Origin of the sequence: Rhodospirillum centenum SW (assembly GCF_000016185.1) — a bacterium.
Taxonomy (GTDB): Bacteria; Pseudomonadota; Alphaproteobacteria; order Azospirillales; family Azospirillaceae; genus Rhodocista; species Rhodocista centena.
In genome coordinates this window covers 1,596,911-1,613,489 of record NC_011420.2, presented here as the reverse complement: position 1 = coordinate 1,613,489, position 16,579 = coordinate 1,596,911, and the positions used below count along the sequence as shown (strand labels likewise).

The 16,579-nt window shown below is 70.8% G+C and carries 16 protein-coding genes; 9 read left to right on the top strand and 7 right to left on the bottom strand.

The window, feature by feature from the left end:
- Positions 1–79: 79 nt before the first annotated feature.
- From lptF to rsmA, 5 genes are all read left to right on the top strand, one after another.
- Positions 80–1,198 (top strand): LPS export ABC transporter permease LptF, encoded by a 1,119-nt coding sequence (lptF, locus tag RC1_RS07495; protein ID WP_012566753.1) that lies wholly within the window; start codon positions 80–82, stop codon positions 1,196–1,198.
- Between the two features lie 5 nt (positions 1,199–1,203).
- Positions 1,204–2,298 (top strand): LPS export ABC transporter permease LptG, encoded by a 1,095-nt coding sequence (lptG, locus tag RC1_RS07490; protein WP_012566752.1) that lies wholly within the window; start codon positions 1,204–1,206, stop codon positions 2,296–2,298.
- An 87-nt stretch (positions 2,299–2,385) separates the two neighbouring features.
- Positions 2,386–3,687, top strand: a complete 1,302-nt coding sequence (locus RC1_RS07485) for a peptidylprolyl isomerase (RefSeq protein ID WP_012566751.1) — start codon at positions 2,386–2,388, stop codon at positions 3,685–3,687.
- Positions 3,684–4,721, top strand: coding sequence for a 4-hydroxythreonine-4-phosphate dehydrogenase PdxA (gene pdxA, locus RC1_RS07480; protein ID WP_012566750.1), 1,038 nt, complete (start codon positions 3,684–3,686; stop codon positions 4,719–4,721). Before RC1_RS07485 ends, pdxA begins: the two co-directional genes overlap by 4 nt.
- On the top strand, positions 4,721–5,551 hold the full coding sequence (gene rsmA, locus RC1_RS07475; RefSeq protein WP_012566749.1) for a 16S rRNA (adenine(1518)-N(6)/adenine(1519)-N(6))-dimethyltransferase RsmA: 831 nt from the start codon (positions 4,721–4,723) through the stop codon (positions 5,549–5,551). The genes pdxA and rsmA overlap by 1 nt, the downstream gene beginning before the upstream one ends.
- 27 nt (positions 5,552–5,578) lie before the next feature.
- On the opposite strand, the gene gmk is transcribed toward rsmA, so the two are convergent.
- Both gmk and RC1_RS07465 read right to left on the bottom strand, forming a co-directional pair.
- Positions 5,579–6,244, bottom strand: coding sequence for a guanylate kinase (gmk, locus tag RC1_RS07470; RefSeq protein ID WP_012566748.1), 666 nt, complete (start codon positions 6,242–6,244; stop codon positions 5,579–5,581).
- A 112-nt stretch (positions 6,245–6,356) separates the two neighbouring features.
- On the bottom strand, positions 6,357–7,226 hold the full coding sequence (locus tag RC1_RS07465) for a YicC/YloC family endoribonuclease (protein ID WP_041786171.1): 870 nt from the start codon (positions 7,224–7,226) through the stop codon (positions 6,357–6,359).
- 273 nt (positions 7,227–7,499) lie between these two features.
- Here RC1_RS07465 and RC1_RS07460 point away from each other — a divergent pair, with 273 nt between their 5' ends.
- Positions 7,500–8,657, top strand: coding sequence for an ISAs1-like element ISRce1 family transposase (locus RC1_RS07460; RefSeq protein ID WP_012566211.1), 1,158 nt, complete (start codon positions 7,500–7,502; stop codon positions 8,655–8,657).
- Positions 8,658–8,736: 79 nt separating this feature from the next.
- The gene (locus RC1_RS07455) at positions 8,737–9,498 is read left to right on the top strand and encodes an SDR family NAD(P)-dependent oxidoreductase (RefSeq protein WP_012566746.1); all 762 of its coding nucleotides are present in this window, start codon (positions 8,737–8,739) and stop codon (positions 9,496–9,498) included.
- 114 nt (positions 9,499–9,612) lie between these two features.
- On the opposite strand, the gene RC1_RS07450 is transcribed toward RC1_RS07455, so the two are convergent.
- Both RC1_RS07450 and RC1_RS07445 read right to left on the bottom strand, forming a co-directional pair.
- The gene (locus RC1_RS07450; protein ID WP_012566745.1) at positions 9,613–10,209 is read right to left on the bottom strand and encodes a class I SAM-dependent methyltransferase; all 597 of its coding nucleotides are present in this window, start codon (positions 10,207–10,209) and stop codon (positions 9,613–9,615) included.
- 185 nt (positions 10,210–10,394) lie between these two features.
- On the bottom strand, positions 10,395–12,296 hold the full coding sequence (locus tag RC1_RS07445) for an ABC-F family ATP-binding cassette domain-containing protein (RefSeq protein ID WP_012566744.1): 1,902 nt from the start codon (positions 12,294–12,296) through the stop codon (positions 10,395–10,397).
- Positions 12,297–12,431: 135 nt separating this feature from the next.
- Here RC1_RS07445 and ndk point away from each other — a divergent pair, with 135 nt between their 5' ends.
- Positions 12,432–12,854 carry a nucleoside-diphosphate kinase gene (gene ndk / locus RC1_RS07440; protein ID WP_012566743.1) on the top strand — a complete coding sequence of 141 codons (423 nt, stop codon included), beginning with the start codon at positions 12,432–12,434 and terminating at the stop codon, positions 12,852–12,854.
- 100 nt (positions 12,855–12,954) lie between these two features.
- On the opposite strand, the gene RC1_RS07435 is transcribed toward ndk, so the two are convergent.
- From RC1_RS07435 to purM, 3 genes are all read right to left on the bottom strand, one after another.
- The gene (locus RC1_RS07435; protein ID WP_012566742.1) at positions 12,955–13,179 is read right to left on the bottom strand and encodes a hypothetical protein; all 225 of its coding nucleotides are present in this window, start codon (positions 13,177–13,179) and stop codon (positions 12,955–12,957) included.
- A 128-nt stretch (positions 13,180–13,307) separates the two neighbouring features.
- Positions 13,308–13,958 carry a phosphoribosylglycinamide formyltransferase gene (purN, locus tag RC1_RS07430; RefSeq protein WP_012566741.1) on the bottom strand — a complete coding sequence of 217 codons (651 nt, stop codon included), beginning with the start codon at positions 13,956–13,958 and terminating at the stop codon, positions 13,308–13,310.
- On the bottom strand, positions 13,946–15,007 hold the full coding sequence (gene purM, locus RC1_RS07425; RefSeq protein WP_041786170.1) for a phosphoribosylformylglycinamidine cyclo-ligase: 1,062 nt from the start codon (positions 15,005–15,007) through the stop codon (positions 13,946–13,948). The genes purN and purM overlap by 13 nt, the downstream gene beginning before the upstream one ends.
- A gap of 126 nt (positions 15,008–15,133) precedes the next feature.
- Between purM and RC1_RS20000 the strand changes: the two genes are divergently transcribed.
- A complete protein-coding gene (locus tag RC1_RS20000; protein ID WP_012566739.1) occupies positions 15,134–16,573 on the top strand; it encodes a DUF2066 domain-containing protein in 1,440 nt (479 codons plus the stop codon).
- Positions 16,574–16,579: the final 6 nt, after the last annotated feature.

The window sequence follows — 16,579 nt, the reverse complement described above, 5'->3', positions numbered from 1 at the left end:
TAGAGCGGCCGTCATCGCCCCGGATGCCGTCCACCGGAACCCTCCGCCGGCCGGCGCGAAGCCGGTCCCCGCAGGAGCCATGAATCAGATCGACCGATACCTCCTGCGCAATCTGGCTGTCGCCACCGTGTTCGTCACGGCGGGCCTGTCGGCCGCCATCTGGCTGACCCAGTCGCTGCGGCTGGTGGAGATGGTGGTGGAAGGGGGCGCTTCGCTGGGAATCTTCTTCCGGCTGGCGCTGCTGACCTTCCCCACCTTCCTGTCGCTGATCCTGCCGGTCGGGCTGCTGGCCGCGGTGCTGTTCACCTACAACCGGCTGATCATGGACAGCGAGCTTGTGGTGATGCGCGCCGCCGGGCTCAGCCCCATGGCGTTGGCCCGGCCGGCCCTGATCCTGGCGGCCGTCGTCGCGCTGCTCTGCTACACCCTGACCCTGTTCGCCGGCCCTGCGGCCCAGCGCGAGCTGGTGCGGCTGCGGCAGGCCGTGCGCAGCGATGTCTCGGCCGTGCTGCTCCGGGAAGGCACCTTCAACGATGTCGGCACCGGCCTGACCGTCTATGTCCGCGAGCGCGGCCGCGAGGGGGCGCTGTCGGGCCTGCTGATCCACGATCTGCGCAGCCCGGGCGTCGCCACCACCGTGGTGGCGGAGCGGGGGCGTCTGGTCGAGGTGGACGACGTGCCCCACGTTGTCGTCTTCAACGGCACCCAGATCAAGTTCCACCAGGACGACGGCCGGACGGAATGGCTGGAGTTCGCCCGCTACACCGTAGACCTCCAGGCCCTGCGCAAGGAGCTGGGCCCCCGCTGGATCGAGCCGCGGGAACGCAGCCTGCGCGACCTCGTCAACCTGACCGACGATCCGCTGGACCGCCAGTTCTTCGGCCGCCTGCGGGCCGAGCTGCATTCACGGCTGGCCACGCCGCTGCTGCCGCTGGCCTTCACGGCGGTCGGGCTGGCGGCACTGCTGCCGGGCGAGTTCTCCCGCCGCGGTCAGGGGCGCCGCATCGCCCTGGCGGCGGTCGGGGCGCTGGTGCTGCAGAGTGCCGTGCTCGGCATCTCCAACCTCGTGGGCAAGAATCCGGCCCTGACGCCGTTGCTCTACGGGGCGGTGCTTCTGCCCGCCGCGGCTGCCCTCTGGTACATGGTCCGCTGGCGGGCGGTCCGCCGGGCCCTGACCCGCACCGTTCCGGCGGAGTGACCCGGATGCGTCTGTCCGCGACCCTTTCCCTCTACATCGGCCGTCAGTTCGTGCTCTGGTTCCTGGCGATCCTGGGCGGCATGCTGGCGATCGTCTACCTGCTGGACACGGTCGAGCTGCTGCGCCGTGCCGCGAACAAGCCGGATGCGGCCTTCCAGATCGTGCTGACCATGGGCCTGCTGAAGCTGCCGGAGATCGGGCAGGAAATCGTGCCCTTCGTCGTGCTGTTCGGCGGCATGTACACCTTCTGGCGTCTGACCCGGACGCAGGAGCTGGTGGTGGTGCGTGCCTCCGGCATCTCCGTCTGGCAGTTCATGGCGCCCGTGCTGACGGCCACGTTCCTGATCGGCATGACCCTGGTCGGGGTGCTGAACCCGATCTTCTCGGCCATGCTGGGCCGCTACGAGCAGTTGGAGAACCGCTATCTGCGCGGCATGAAATCCTCGCTGGACGTGGCGGAATCCGGGATCTGGCTGCGTCAGGTCGGGGAGCCCCAGGCCTACCTGATCCATGCCGATGCGATCGTGCCCGGCACGCTGGAACTGCGGCAGGTGATGGTGTTGCTGAACGAAAGCGACGGACAGGTGTCCGGCCGTTTCGACGCTGCCTCGGCCACCCTGCGCGATGGCTTCTGGGAGTTGCGCGACGCCTGGTTCAACCGGCCCGGCCGGGTGGGGGAGTTCCTGCCCGCCTACCGCCTGCCGACCGAGCTGACGGAACAGAAGATCCAGGAAGCCTTCGCCTCGCCCGACACCCTGTCCTTCTGGGAACTGCCGGGCTTCATCGCCACGCTTGAGGCGACGGGCCTGTCCTCCGTCCGGCACCGCCTGCACTGGCATTCGCTGCTGGCGCAGCCGGTGCTGCTCTGCGCCATGATCCTGCTGGCCGCGGCCTTCGCCATGCGCCAGGTCCGGCGCGGCGGCGCGCTGACGCTGATCGCGCTGGGCATTGCCGCGGCCCTGCTCCTGTTCGTGATGCAGGACATCGTGCTGGCCCTCGGCATGTCCGGCACCATTCCGGTGCTGCTGGCGGCCTGGGCCCCGGCCGGGGTGAGCGTCATGCTGGGGGCGGCGGCACTGTTGCATCTGGAGGACGGATGATCCCGTCCGGCCCGACCCGGCGCGCTTTGCCGCGCGGGCGCAACCGTCTATAAGTCCCCCACGACACCAGCGCTGAGCCGATACGCCATGATCCGCACCCTCCGGCAGTCCCTTGTCCGGCATCTCCCGACCGCCGCTGCCCTCTGCGGCGTCCTGCTGTGCGCCGGCGTGCTCCTCGCGGGCCGGCCGGCCGCGGCGCAGGGGCAGGGGCCGGTGGAACGAGCGGCCGCCCTCGTGAACGAGGAGGTCATCTCGATGTCGGACCTGATGAACCGCCTGCAGATGGCGCTCTCCTCCTCCGGCCTGCCCGACACGCCGGAGACGCGGCAGCGCCTGCTGCCGCAGGTGCTGCGTCTGCTGATCGACGAGGTGCTTCAGATCCAGGAGGCGCGGCGGCTGGAGATCCGCGTCACCGAACAGGACATCGACCGCGCGCTGGAGAATCTGGCGCAGCAGAACCGCCTGTCGCTGGGGGAGTTCCAGCGCCTTCTTGATGCGTCGGGCGTCCCTGTCGCCTCGCTGCGCCAGCAGTTGCTGGCCAGCGTCGCCTGGAGCCGTCTGGTGCAGCGGCGCATCCGCCCCACCGTCAGCGTCAGCGACGACGAGGTCCAGGCCCAGCTCGAACGCATCAAGGCCAACGCCGGCAAGCCCGAATATCTGGTGTCGGAAATCTTCCTCGCCGTGGACGACGACGCCAACGAGGCCGAGGTCAGCCGTCTGGCCGACCGGCTGGTCGAGCAGATCGCCGGCGGCGCCAATTTCGGGGCCGTCGCCCGCCAGTTCAGCCAGTCGGCCGGCGCCTTCACCGGCGGCGACCTGGGCTGGCTCCAGCAGGGCCAGCTCGAACAGGCGCTGGACACGGCGGTGCAGCAGCTCCAGCCCGGCCAGTTCTCCCGCCCGATCCGCGGCGTGAACGGCTACCACATCCTCTGGCTCCGCGATCAGCGCGCCGTGGCCGCCGGCAACCCGGCGGATATCCAGGTGGCGGTCGGCCAGCTTGTCCTGCCGGCGGACCCGGCCAACCCGGAGGCCGGCCTGGAGGCCGCCCGCCAGATCGCGCAGGAAGCGGCGAGCTGCGACGCCCTGTCGGCTGCGGCGCAGCGCATCCCCGGCGCCCAGCAGGGACAGGCGCCCCTGACCCGGCTCGGCGACCTGCCGGCTGAGATTTCCAGTATCGTCGGCGCCCTGGGTGTCGGTACCCCGACGCAGCCCTTCCTTACCGACCGCGGCATCATGATCCTCATGGTCTGCGACCGGATGGTTCCGGAGGGCAGCATCCCGCCCGCCGACCAGGTGCGCGACGCCATCGCCGGCGAGCGGATCGAGATGCTGCAGCGGCGCTACCTGCGCGATCTGCGCCGCGACGCGACCATCGAATACCGCCTGTGAGCGGAGACCGACCGTCAGGCCGGCCGCTCGCCCTGACCATGGGGGAGCCGGCCGGGATCGGCGGGGAGATCGCGCTCGCCGCCTGGCGGGTCCGCACCGACCGGGCCGTGCCGCCGTTCGTCCTGCTCGACGATCCGGCGCGCCTCGCGGCGCTGGCCGGCAGCCTGGGCTGGGACGTGCCGCTGGTCACGGTCGCTGACCCGGCTGAAGCGCCCGCTCTGTTCGGCTCGGCGCTGCCGGTGCTGCCCGTGGCGCTGCGGGTTCCGGTCCGCTACGGCCAGCCGGACCCGGCGAACGGGCCGGCGGTGCTGGAGAGCATCGACCGTGCCGTGGCCCTCTGCCGGGAGGGGCGGGCGGCGGGCGTCGTCACCAATCCGATCCAGAAGAGCGCGCTCTACGCCACGGGTTTCCGCTGGCCCGGCCACACCGAATACCTCGCCCACCTCGCCGGGCAGGCCGATGAGCCGGTGATGCTGCTGGAGGGCGGGGGCCTGCGCGTCGTGCTGGCGACCATCCACATCCCGCTGAAGGACGTGCCGGCGGCGCTTTCCACCGCGGGCATCGTCCGCGTGGCGACGGCCACGGCGGCCGGGCTCACGGCAGACTTCGGTGTGGCGCGGCCCCGGCTCGCGGTCGCCGCCCTGAACCCGCATGCCGGCGAGTCCGGCAGCCTGGGCCGGGAGGAGATCGAGGTCATCGCCCCGGCCGTCGCCGCGCTGCGGACCGCCGGCATCCACGTCGAGGGGCCGTCCCCGGCCGACACCCTGTTCCATCCCGCCGCCCGCAGCCGCTATGACGCGGTCGTCTGCATGTACCACGATCAGGCCCTGATTCCCTTGAAGACCCTGGATTTCGAGACGGGCGTGAACATCACGCTCGGGCTGCCCTTCGTCCGCACCTCGCCCGACCACGGCACCGCGCTCGGCATCGCCGGCACGGGCACCGCCAGCGCCTCCAGCCTGATCGCGGCGCTGCACACGGCAGAGCGTATCGCCGCCCGCCGCACCGCCCGGCAGGACGGGGAGATGCCGTGATGGCGGACCTGTCGCATCTGCCGCCGCTGCGCGACGTGATCGCGGAGCACGGGCTTGGTGCCCGCAAGGCGCTGGGCCAGCACTTCCTGCTGGATCTGAACCTGACCCGCCGCATCGTGCGGGAGGCGGGCGACCTCTCGGGCGTCGCTGTCGTCGAGGTCGGTCCCGGCCCCGGCGGGCTGACCCGCGCCCTGGTCGAGAGTGCCGCCCGCGAAGTGGTGGCGGTGGAGCGGGACAGCCGCTTCGCCGCGGCCCTGGCCGATGTGATGGCCGCGGCGGACGGCCGGCTGCGGCTGGTGGAGGCGGACGCGCTGACGGTCGATCCGGTCGATCTGGTGCCGGCGCCGCGGGCCGTGATCTCCAATCTGCCCTACAATGTCGGCACGCCGCTCCTGATCGGCTGGCTGAAGCGGATCGCGGAATACCGCTCGCTGACGCTGATGTTTCAGAAGGAGGTGGCGGAGCGCATCGTCGCCCGGCCGCGGACGGAAGCCTATGGCCGGCTGGCCGTGATGTGCCAGTGGCTGGCCGACTGCCGCATCCTGTTCGACGTGCCGGCGCGGGCCTTCACGCCGCCGCCGCGGGTGGACAGTGCCATCGCGCACCTGACCCCGCGCGCGCGGCCGGCGGACGATCCCGATTTCCGCACCATGGAGGCCCTGGTCGCCGCCGCCTTCGGGCAGCGCCGCAAGATGCTGCGGGCCAGCCTGAAATCCGTCGTGCGGGAGCCGGAGCCGCTGCTGGAGTCGGTGGGCATCGCCCCGACCTCCCGGGCGGAGGAGGTGGACGTGGCCGGCTTCGTCACGCTGGCGAAGGCGCTGCGCCGCTGAGGGGGCGAGGGGGCAGCCCTCCCGGGATCAGAACCCGGCCTGGAGCCCGCGCACGAACTCGCTGAGCCCGACCTGACGCTCGCGCTTCAGGCGCTCGGTGTCGAGGATGCCCTGGATGGCGATGACCGAGTCGTCGATGTCGTGGTTGACGATGACGTAGTCGTATTCCGACCAGTGGCTCATCTCGTCGTTCGCCTTCGCCATGCGGCGGGCGATCTCCTCGGCGCTGTCCTGGGCCCGGGTGGTGAGCCGCCGCTCCAGCTCGTGCGCCGAGGGCGGCAGGATGAAGACGCTTACGAGGTCCGTGCGCGCCGTCTCGCGCAGCTGCTGGGTGCCCTGCCAGTCGATGTCGAACAGCACGTCGTGCCCACCTCGGAGCGACTGCTCCACCGCCTCCCGGGGGGTGCCGTAGTAGTTGTCGAAAACCTTGGCGTATTCCAGAAGCTGCCCGCGGTTGACCATCAGGTTGAATTCGGCCGGGTCGATGAAGAAGTAGTCCCGGCCATGCACCTCGCCCGGCCGCTTCTGCCGCGTGGTGACCGACACCGACATGGCGACATCGGGATTCTGCTCCAGCAGCCGGCGGGAGATGGTGGTCTTTCCCGCCCCGGAGGGGGAGGAGAGCACGAGCATCAGGCCGCGACGCCGGATGCGGTCGGCGGTCGAGTCGGACGTCAGGGCGGTGCTGGACATGGGCGGCGTCTCGGAAGCGGTGTCTTGGGAACAGGGACTCGGAAGCGGAAATCCCGGGGGACCGGGGACTCGGGGTGCGGTGTCCTGGGCACGCGCCGTCGCCGGCGGCAGCCTATTCGATGTTCTGGACCTGTTCGCGGAACTGCTCGATCGTCGCCTTGAGTTCCAGCCCGATCCGGGTCAGCTCCACGTCGGCGGACTTGGAACAGAGGGTGTTGGCCTCGCGGTTGAACTCCTGACAGAGGAAGTCCAGCCGGCGTCCGACGGCCCCGCCTTCCTTCATCAGCGCGCGCGCCTGGGCGACATGGGCGCGCAACCGGTCCAGTTCCTCGCGCACGTCGGCCTTGGCGATCAGCAGGGCCGCTTCCTGCGCCAGCCGTTCCTCCGGCAGTGCCGGCAGCGCCTCCAGCAAGGCCTGGAGCTGCTGGCGCAGCCGTGAGCGCAGCGCCTCGGGTTGCAGCGAGGCGACCTGCGAGGCGGCACGGGTCAGGGTCTCGATGGTGTCGATCTGCCCTGCCAGTACGCCAGCCAGATGCCGGCCCTCATCGGCGCGGGCCGTGGCCAGACGGGCGACGGCCTGGGCGATGCTGGCGGCCACGGCCTCCTCCAGGGCGGCGCGCCCTTCCTCCGTCTCCTGCTCCTCGACCGGCTCCAGGATGCCGCGCACCGCCAGCAGGGCGTCGATCCGTGGCGGTGCAGCACCGGCCCCCTCGATCTCGCGGGCAAGCTGGACGACCTGGGCCAGAAGCTCCCGGTTCAGGCGCATCGGCGCCCCCGCCTGGGCGCGCACGACACTGAGGGTCAGCGAGACGTTGCCGCGCTTGAGCTGCCGCGTGATCTCCGCCCGTGCCGGTGCCTCCAGCGCGTCGAAGCCGCCCGGCAGGCGGCAGCGGACATCCAGGGCCCGGCCGTTGACGCTCTTCACCTCGACCGTCCAGTGCGTGCCGGCCAGCGCGCCGTCGGCCCGGGCGAAGCCGGTCATGCTGACGATCGCCTGCGGGGCGGGAGCCTGCGGCACGGGAGCCTTCGTGGCGGCGGCGGGAGCGGGGCTGTTGGCTGGCAACGGTCTCTCGGGATACTGCTTTCGGGGAACGCGCCGGGCGCATCGGTTGGCGCGGTTATAGCCCGCGGGTCGGCAGCCAACAAGCCGCGGCGGGCGCTGGCCAGGGCACTGAACTCATGTGACAGCGGGTGACAGATTGCGGAACTGCTGATTCTGTGGGCCGGTGTTATCGGACGGCACGGGATCGGCGTCATGGACGAGGACGATTGGGGTTCGAAGTCGCGGCTTCGGGTGCTTTTGGAGCATTTCAGCCGGATAGAGGACCCGCGGGATGAGCGGCGGATCCTGCATCCGCTGCCGGAGATCCTGCTTTTGGTGGTGTGCGGCACGATGGCGGACTGCGACGACTACGAGAACATCGCGGCCTGGGGTGCGGCGCACCTGCCGTTCCTGCGTCGGCATCTGCCCTACGCGCACGGCGTTCCCGGCGAGCGGTGGCTGACGATCCTGATGAACCGGATCGATCCGGCGCTGTTCTCGGCCGCCTTCACCGCGTGGGTACGTGCGACCTTTCCGGGGCGGGCCGACTTCGTCGCCATCGACGGCAAGACCTCGCGGCGTAGCCACGACCGCCGCGCCGGGACCGCGCCGATCCACCTCGTATCCGCCTTCGCGACGACCTCCCGCCTGGTGCTCGCCCAGGAGGCGGTCCCCGACAAGGCCAACGAGCTTGCGGCGATTCCGGTGCTGCTCGACCGGCTCGGCGAGAACGGCGGGTTGGCCGGCGCCCTCGTCTCCATCGACGCCATCGCCACCAACCCGACCATCGCCGCCGCGATCCGGGGCCAGGGCGCCGACTACCTCCTCGCCGTCAAGGCCAACCAGCCCACGCTGCGCGCGGAGCTCGAGGTGGCGTTCGCCGTCGGCGACGGCGCCGACCACCACCACGACCTCGACAAGGGGCACGGCCGGGTCGAAGAACGCCACGTGAGCGTGATCCGTGAGGTCGACTGGCTCTCCGGCACGCGCCGGTTTCCTGGGGAGATGCGCCTGCCCGACGTCGCCGCCATCGTCCGCGTCCACACCACAGCCCACATCGGCGACCGGACGCGGACCGACACCCGCTACTTCATCTCCTCCGCCCCGCTCACCGCCGAACGCGCCGCCGACGCCGTCCGCGGGCACTGGGGCATCGAGAACAGGCTGCACTGGGTGCTCGACGTCCTCTTCAAGGACGATCTCTCGCGCTTGCGAACCGGCCACGGTGCCAAAAACATGGCCGTCGTCCGCCACTTCGCCCTCAACCTCATCCGCGCAGCCAACGACCGAAAGTCGCTCAAGACGCGCCGAAAAATGGCCGGATGGTCGGACGACTACCTCGCCTCTCTCCTCAACCCCGCCATCCCTTAACTTGGATTCGAAGCCCTGGGGCGCTGGCAGCCGCGCATGGGGCTTATGGCGGCGATCATCGGACGGAGCGGGAGGTTCCATGCGTGACCCGGGATGCATCCTGATCACCGGCGCGTCCAGCGGCATCGGGGAGGCGCTGGCGCTGGACTACGCGGCACCGGGGCGGCGTCTGCTGCTGACCGGGCGGGACAGGACCCGGCTGGAGGCGGTGGCGGAGGCCTGCCGGACCCGCGGTGCGGACGTGGCCGCCGCCGTGATCGACGTGACCGACCGGCAGGGGCTGGCGGACTGGCTGCTGGCGCAGGACGGGGAACGGCCGGTCGATCTCGCCATCGCCAATGCCGGCATCTCCGCCGGCACCGGCAGCGGCGGGGAGAGCGACGACCAGGCCCGCGCCATCTTCGCGGTCAACCTGGACGGCGTGCTGAACACGGTGCAACCGCTGATCCCGCGCTTCGTCGCGCGGCGGCGGGGGCAGATCGCGCTCATGAGTTCGCTGGCCGGCTTCCGCGGCTTTCCCGGTGCCCCGGCCTACTGTGCCTCGAAGGCGGCGGTGCGGCTCTACGGCGAGTCGCTGCGCGGTGCGCTCGCGGCGGCGGGGGTGGAGGTCAGCGTCGTCTGCCCCGGTTTCGTCGTCAGCCGGATGACGGCGGTGAACCGCTTCCCCATGCCGTTCCTGATGGAGACGGGGCGGGCGGCCCGGCTGATCCGCCGCGGGCTGGAGCGCAACCGGGCGCGGATCGCCTTTCCCTGGCCGACCTGGGCGGCGGTGTGGTTCCTGTCGCTGCTGCCGCCGGGGCTGACCGACGCGCTGCTGGCGCGGGCGCCCCGCAAGGGCTGACCTGCTGCGGGGCCGGGGCGCTGATGAGGTGCGGGAAGATCCCGAAACGCAGAAGGCGCCGGAGCCGGCGCCTTCTGCCACGGGGAACGGGACCGCCCGTCAGCGGGAACAGGCTCAGCGCGAATAGGCCCAGACGTGGGCCGGGGGGATGTTCGCCAGGGTGAAGCCGACGCGCCGGGCCTTCATGCCCAGTTCCTTGTGCTTCAGCGGCGAGCCGGTCGAGTAGGTGTAGGCCAGGAAGTAACGGCCTTCCGGCATGATCTTGAAGATCTCGTCCACGATCACCTGCTGCGCCGACAGCGGGATCAGGATCATCGGGATGCCGACGACGACGGTGCCGACCTTGCCGATGTGCTGCTCCGGCAGCATCTGGCGGATGTTGCGGACATCGCCTTCCAGGATCGTCACGTCGGGGAACTGCCGACGCAGGTAGTTGGCGAGGTTCGGGTCGATCTCCGCCGTGAACAGCCGCGACGCCGGGATCCCGGCTTCCAGCAGGCAGCGCGTGATGGGGCCGGTTCCGCCGCCATACTCCACCACCACCTCGTCGGGTTCCCGACGCACGTTCCTGGCGATCAGGCGCCCCAGGGCCGGGGAGGACGGGGTGATGGACGCCATGGTGAGCGGGTTGGCCATCCAGCGCTTGAAGAACAGCCAAGCGGGATGCGGCGCCTTGCCGGCCGTGGCGGCCTCAGCACGATCGAGCGGCATTTGGGGAGATGCCCTTCCGATGGGTTATTGGGTGAAGACGGTGAGGAGAGATGGCACGGTGTCCGCTGCAATGCAATCGTTTGACCGTCGCATGCACGGTCTCGCAAACCCGGAACAACACCGATGGTTCCCCGAGGCGAAGCGGGGACCGGCGGCATCCGTGCGAGGGGAAACGCCGACCCGCCCTATGCGGAACCGGCAGCCTGCGCCTGTTCCAGTTGTTCGGACAGATCCAGCCATTCCAGTTCCGCTGAGTCCACTTCCTTGACGACCGTGCCGAGTTCGATCTGGAGCTTCGATACCTTGTCGGCCGGACCCTCGTACAGTTTGGGATCCGCAAGCTGCATTTCCAGTTTGTTGCGGCGCTCCGTCAACCGGGCCAGACGCTTCTCCACCTCGTCCACCTTGCGGCGCAGGGGGGCGAGCTGGGCCCGCAGCTCGGCCGCGGCGCGGCGTTCTTCCTTGCGGGCATCGCGGCCGCGCAGGGCTGCACCGCTGTCCACGCGGGTTTCACGCGCCTCCGCCCGGCGCTGGTCCAGCAGCAGCCGGCGGTAGTCGTCCATGTCCCCTTCGTAGGGCTGCACTGTGCCCGCCGCAACGAGCCAGAGCCGGTCGGCCGTCAGTTCGATCAGGTGCGGATCATGGCTGATGAGGATGACGGCGCCCTGATAGTCGTTCAGTGCTTCCACCAGGGCCTCGCGGCTGTCGATGTCCAGGTGGTTCGTCGGCTCGTCCAGCATCAGGATGTGCGGCGCGTCCTTGGTCATGATGGCGAGCAGCAGCTTCGCCTTCTCGCCACCGGACAGGTCGCCGATCCGCGTCTCCGCCTTGGCCTGGTTGAAGCCGAAGCGGCCCAGATGGGCGCGCACCTTCTCCTCTGCGATGCCGGGCATGGAGGACTGCATCTGGCGCAGCGCCGTCCACTCCAGGGTCAGTTCGTCCGCCTGATGCTGCGCGAAGTAGCCGATCCGCACCTTGGAGGAGCGGCGGACCTCGCCCGTCAGGGGCTTCAGCCGCCCGGCCAGCAGCTTGACCAGGGTGGACTTGCCGTTGCCATTGGCGCCCAGCAGCGCGATGCGGTCGTCCTGGTCGATTCGCAGGTCCAGCCGGCGCAGCACCGGGCGGCCGTCATAGCCGACCTCCGCCCCGTCGAGCGTCATCAGGGGCGGCGCCAGCTCCTCGGGGGAGGGGAAGTCGAAACGCACCGGGGTGTCGTCGATCACCTGGATGCGCGGCCCCAGGCGCTCGATGGCCTTCAGCTTGCTCTGCGCCTGCCGCGCCTTCGACGCCTTGAAGCGGAAGCGGTCCACGAAGGCCTGGAGGTTCTGGCGCTGCACCTCCTGCTTCGCCGCCTGCGCCCGCATCAGGTCCAGCTTCATGGCGCGGGTGCGCACGAAGGCGTCGTAGTTGCCGCCATAGGCGGTCAGCCTGAGCTGGTCCAGATGCACGATGGTTGTCGGCACCCGGTTCAGCAGGTTGCGGTCGTGGCTGACGATCAGCACCGTGTGCGGATAGGACTTCAGGAAGTCCTCCAGCCAGAGGGTCGCCTCCAGGTCCAGGTGGTTGGTCGGCTCGTCCAGCAGCAGCAGGTCGGGTTCCGTGAACAGCACCCCGGCCAGCGCCACGCGCATCCGCCAGCCGCCGGAGAAGTCGCTGCACGGTCGCCGCTGCGCCTCGGCATCGAAGCCCAGGCCGGAGAGGATGCGGGCGGCCCGCGCCTCCGCCGCGTGGGCGCCGATGTCGGCAAGGCGCGTGTGGATCTCCGCGATGCGCACGGGATCGCCGGTCTGCTCCGCCTCGCGCAGCAGGGCCGTGCGCTCCTCGTCGGCGGCCAGCACCGTTTCCAGCAGGCTGGCGGCGCCGGCCGGTGCCTCCTGCCGCACCCAGCCCATGCGGGTGCCGACAGGCAGCGTGATCTCGCCCGCGTCGGGCGCCAGCTCGCCGGCGATCAGCTTCAGCAGGGTGGACTTGCCGGTGCCGTTGCGGCCGACCAGCGCCACCTTGTGCCCGTCCGGGATGGCGACCGTCGCCCTGTCCAGCAGGACACGGCCGGCGATGCGGTATGTCAGGTCGTTGATATGCAGCATGCCGCCTCATACCACGCAGGGCCGGCTTGCAGAAGGTGCGGGCTGCGTGGCCGTCCGCGCGCCACAAGGGCGTTGCCGTGGGGACATCGGGCGGATATAACGCCGCGGATTTTTGGAAGGCCCAGGAGAACAAACATGGCCGTCGAACGGACGCTCTCGATCGTCAAGCCCGATGCGACCCGCCGCAACCTCACCGGCAAGATCAATGCCCGCTTCGAGGAGGCCGGTCTGCGCATCGTCGCCCAGAAGCGCATCCGCCTGACCCGCGAGCAGGCCGAGCAGTTCTACATCGTCCATGCCGAGCGCCCGTTCTACGGCGAACTGGTCTCCTTCATGATCTCCGGCCCCGTGGTCGTGCAGGTCCTGGAGGGCGAGAACGCCGTCGCCCGTAACCGCGAGATCATGGGCGCCACCAACCCGGCCAACGCCGCTCCGGGCACGATCCGCAAGGATTTCGCCGAGAGCATCGAAGCCAACAGCGTGCACGGCTCGGACAGCCTGGAGAATGCGGCGACCGAGATCGCCTACTTCTTCAGCGGGACCGAGATCGTCGGCTGATCCAGCCCGGCGACAACGGATCAGGGCCGTCGGAGCGATCCGGCGGCCCTTTTTTCATGCCCGGCCTGTCCGCCGGAAGACCCGGCGCGTGCCCCCGCGCTCAGAGCCTGCCGCGGGCGACCAGAATGCCGACGGTGGCGAAGCCCGCCAGCATCACAAAGACGGCGAAGCCCCAGCCGGTTGCGAACTGAAGCACGAACATCAGCATCACGACGGCGACGCAGACGACGGCGATCGTCAGCAGACGGGTGAACCGCGTCCAGCCCGCGGCATGCTCGCGGACCAGATCCTCGCTGACGGCAGCGGGCCCGGAGTTGGCGGCCATGTCAAACCCTCCCGTTTTCCGAACTGTTCCAACGGAAAACGATTTACGGGCTGTCGTACCCGTTGGCAAGGCCGCCCCGCCCCTTCCTTTCGGTGGAGGCCGGGGCAGGGGTCATCAGGGGGGGCGCCTCAGGGGGCCGGGTTCAGCAGCGGTTCCGGTGCGGTCGCGTCCGCATCCAGCAGCACCCGCTCGCCCACGATGCGGGCGCGCCTTTCCGCCAGCAGCCGTACCGCCAGCGGATAGCAGCGGTGCTCCTGCTCCAGCACGCGGGCGGCGAGGCTCTCCTCCGTGTCGTCGGGGCGCACGGGGACGGCCGCCTGTACGAGGATGGGGCCGGCATCCATGTCCTGGCGGACCAGATGCACGGTGCAGCCGTGGAAGCGGACACCCGCTTCCAGGGCGCGGCGGTGCGTGTCCAGCCCGGGGAAGGCAGGCAGCAGCGACGGGTGGATGTTGATCAGTCGGTCGCGCCAGCGCTCCACGAACCAGGGCGACAGCAGGCGCATGAAGCCGGCAAGGCAGACGAGGTCGACTCCCGCCGCCTCCAGCGCCGTGCTCATGGCCTCCTCGAAGGCCTGCTTGCCGGCATGGTCGCGGTGGCTGACGACGGCGGTGGCGATGCCGGCCGCATCGGCGCGCTCCAGGCCGGCGGCGTCCGCCCTGTTCGAGAGCACCAGCGCGACCGACGCCGGGAAACCCGGCTCGGCGCAGGCGTCGATCAGGGCCTGGAGATTGCTGCCGCGGCCCGAGATCAGCACGCCAAGCTTCAGGCGCGCCATCCGTCCAGTCCCGCGATCGCCACCCGCTCGGCGCCCTCGTCCACGCGGACGACGCGGCCGATACGGGTCACCGTCTCGCCGCCCGCGGTCAGGAGCCGGGCCGCCTCATCCGCCCGGTCGGCCGGGCAGAGGGCCACCATGCCGATGCCGCAGTTGAAGGTGCGCGCCATCTCGTGCGCGTCGATGCCGCCGGTCCGCATCAGCCAGCCGAACACCGGCGGCAGGGTCCAGGCGCCGGCGTCCAGCGCCACGCCCAGCCCGGCGGGCAGGACGCGCGGAATGTTCTCGATCAGGCCGCCGCCGGTGATGTGGGCCATGGCATGGACTGCGCCGGCCCGCACCGCCGCCAGCAGCGGCTTCACATAGATGCGGGTCGGGGTCAGCAGCGCTTCGCCCAGGGTGCAGCCGGCGTCCCACGGGCAGGGATCGGCATAGGAGAGGCCGGCGACGCCGACCAGCTTGCGCACCAGGGAATAGCCGTTGGAATGCACGCCGGAGGAGGCGAGGCCCAGGACCACGTCGCCCTCGGCCACGGCATCGCCGGTCAGGACCCGGCTGCGCTCCACCGCACCGACGGCGAAGCCGGCCAGATCGTAGTCGCCCCGGGCGTACATGCCCGGCATCTCGGCCGTCTCTCCGCCCACCAGCGCGCAGCCCGCCTGCCGGCAGCCCTCCGCGATGCCCTGGACGATGGCGCGGCCGGCCGCGACCTCCAGCCGTCCCGTGGCGAAGTAGTCCAGGAACAGCAGCGGCTCGGCCCCCTGCACCACCAGGTCATTGACGCACATGGCGACAAGGTCGATGCCCACGGTATCGTGGCGGTCGGCCTCGATGGCGACCTTCAGCTTGGTGCCGACGCCGTCGGTGGTGGCGACGAGCAGCGGATCGGAGTACCCGGCGGCCTTCAGATCGAACAGCGCCCCGAAGCCGCCCAGACCGGCGTCGGAGCCGGGACGGGCCGTGGACTTCGCCAGCGGCTTGATCGCCTCGACGAGGGCGTTGCCTGCGTCGATATCGACACCGGCATCCTTGTAGGAGTAGCTGGTAATGGCGTCCTCGCTTTGGCGCCGGACGGTGTGGCGCTCAACTCGGGGTCTGGGGTAGCCTGCGGCGCCGATGCGGCCGTCCGGGCGTTTCAACCGGCGCCGAACATAGCAAGATCGGAACCCATTGCAATGCTGGTCCGCTGCATTTCCGCCCTGCGTCCCGCCCTCGTCGTCCTGGCGCTGCTGTGCCTCTGGACCCCCGCCCGGGCGCAGGCGCCGCACGATGTCTTCACGGTGCGCGACGTGGTCGTGGACATCACCGCCGGCAACGCCGCGGCCGCCCGCGACGAGGCGATCCCGGAGGCGCAGCGCAAGGCGTTCCGGACGCTGTACGAGCGCCTGACCCTGCCGCGGGACGCGAACCGGCTGCCGACGCTCGGGCCGGCGGAGATCGAAGCGCTGGTCGAAGCCTTCGAGGTGCAGGAGGAGCGGACCTCCGCCGTGCGCTATGTCGGGACCTACACGGTCCGCTTCCGCCCCTCCGCCGTCCGCACCCTGATGATCGGTGCCGGCATCCCCTATGCCGAGGTGCAGGCGAAGCCGCTGCTGGTGCTGGCGGTGGACCACACGCTGGGCGATCCGATCCTCTGGCAGCAGGAGACGGCATGGCGCCGCGCCTGGGCCGATCTGCCGCTGCCCGACGGACTGCTGCCCATCGTCATTCCCTATGGCGAGCTTCAGGACGTGACCGACATCGGGGTGAGCGAGGCCCTGGCCGGCGACGTTACGGCCCTGCGCCGGATCGCCGACCGCTACGGCGCCGGCTCCGTCGCCGTGGTCCAGGCCGGGCTGAAGGGGATTCTGGAGATGCCGCCACCGGCCGGGCTGCCGCCGGCCGATCCCGGGGCACGTCCGGCCCCGGTTCCGGCCCTGCCGCCGGCATCCACCACGGCGGGCGCTCCACCGGCCGGCGCGCACGATCTGCGGGTGATCGTCACCCTCCATCATTTCGACGGCGCGCCTGAGATCAGCGTCCTGGATCTGCCCCCGGCCCCGGTCCACCATCCCGACGCGCCGGCCGCTTCCGCGTCCGCGGAGTCCCCCGCCGCCGCACCGCCGCCCGGCATCGCCGAGGCGATGCCCGAGGCCGTCCGTCAGGTCGTGGAGCGTCTGGAGCAGGCCTGGGTCCAGGCCAATCTGGTGGAGACGGGGCACGAGAACCGGCTCGCCGTGACGGTGCCGCTGTCCGGGTTGCAGGACTGGGCCGAGACCCGGCGTCGGCTGGGCGGGGTGCCGACGATCACGCATGTCCGCATCGTCTCGCTGGCCCGCGACCGGGCGGAGCTTGAACTGACCTGTCTCGGCGACACGGCCCGGCTGCGCACGGCCCTGGCGCAGCAGGACCTGCTGCTGACCGAGGAGCCGGCGACCGGCCCCTTCGATGCTCCGTCGTCCTACGGCGGGCCTCCGGTGGCGGAACCCGGGGCGGCGATGCCGGCAGGGGCCGCACCTGCGCCTGTCTGGCGGCTGGTCTGGCGGGGCTCTCCGCTCGCCGCGGCGACCCCTGCAGCGGACCCGGCCCGTTCCCCCCAGCCGACCGTTCCCGGAGCGGTCGCCCCGTCGCCCTGATCGGTC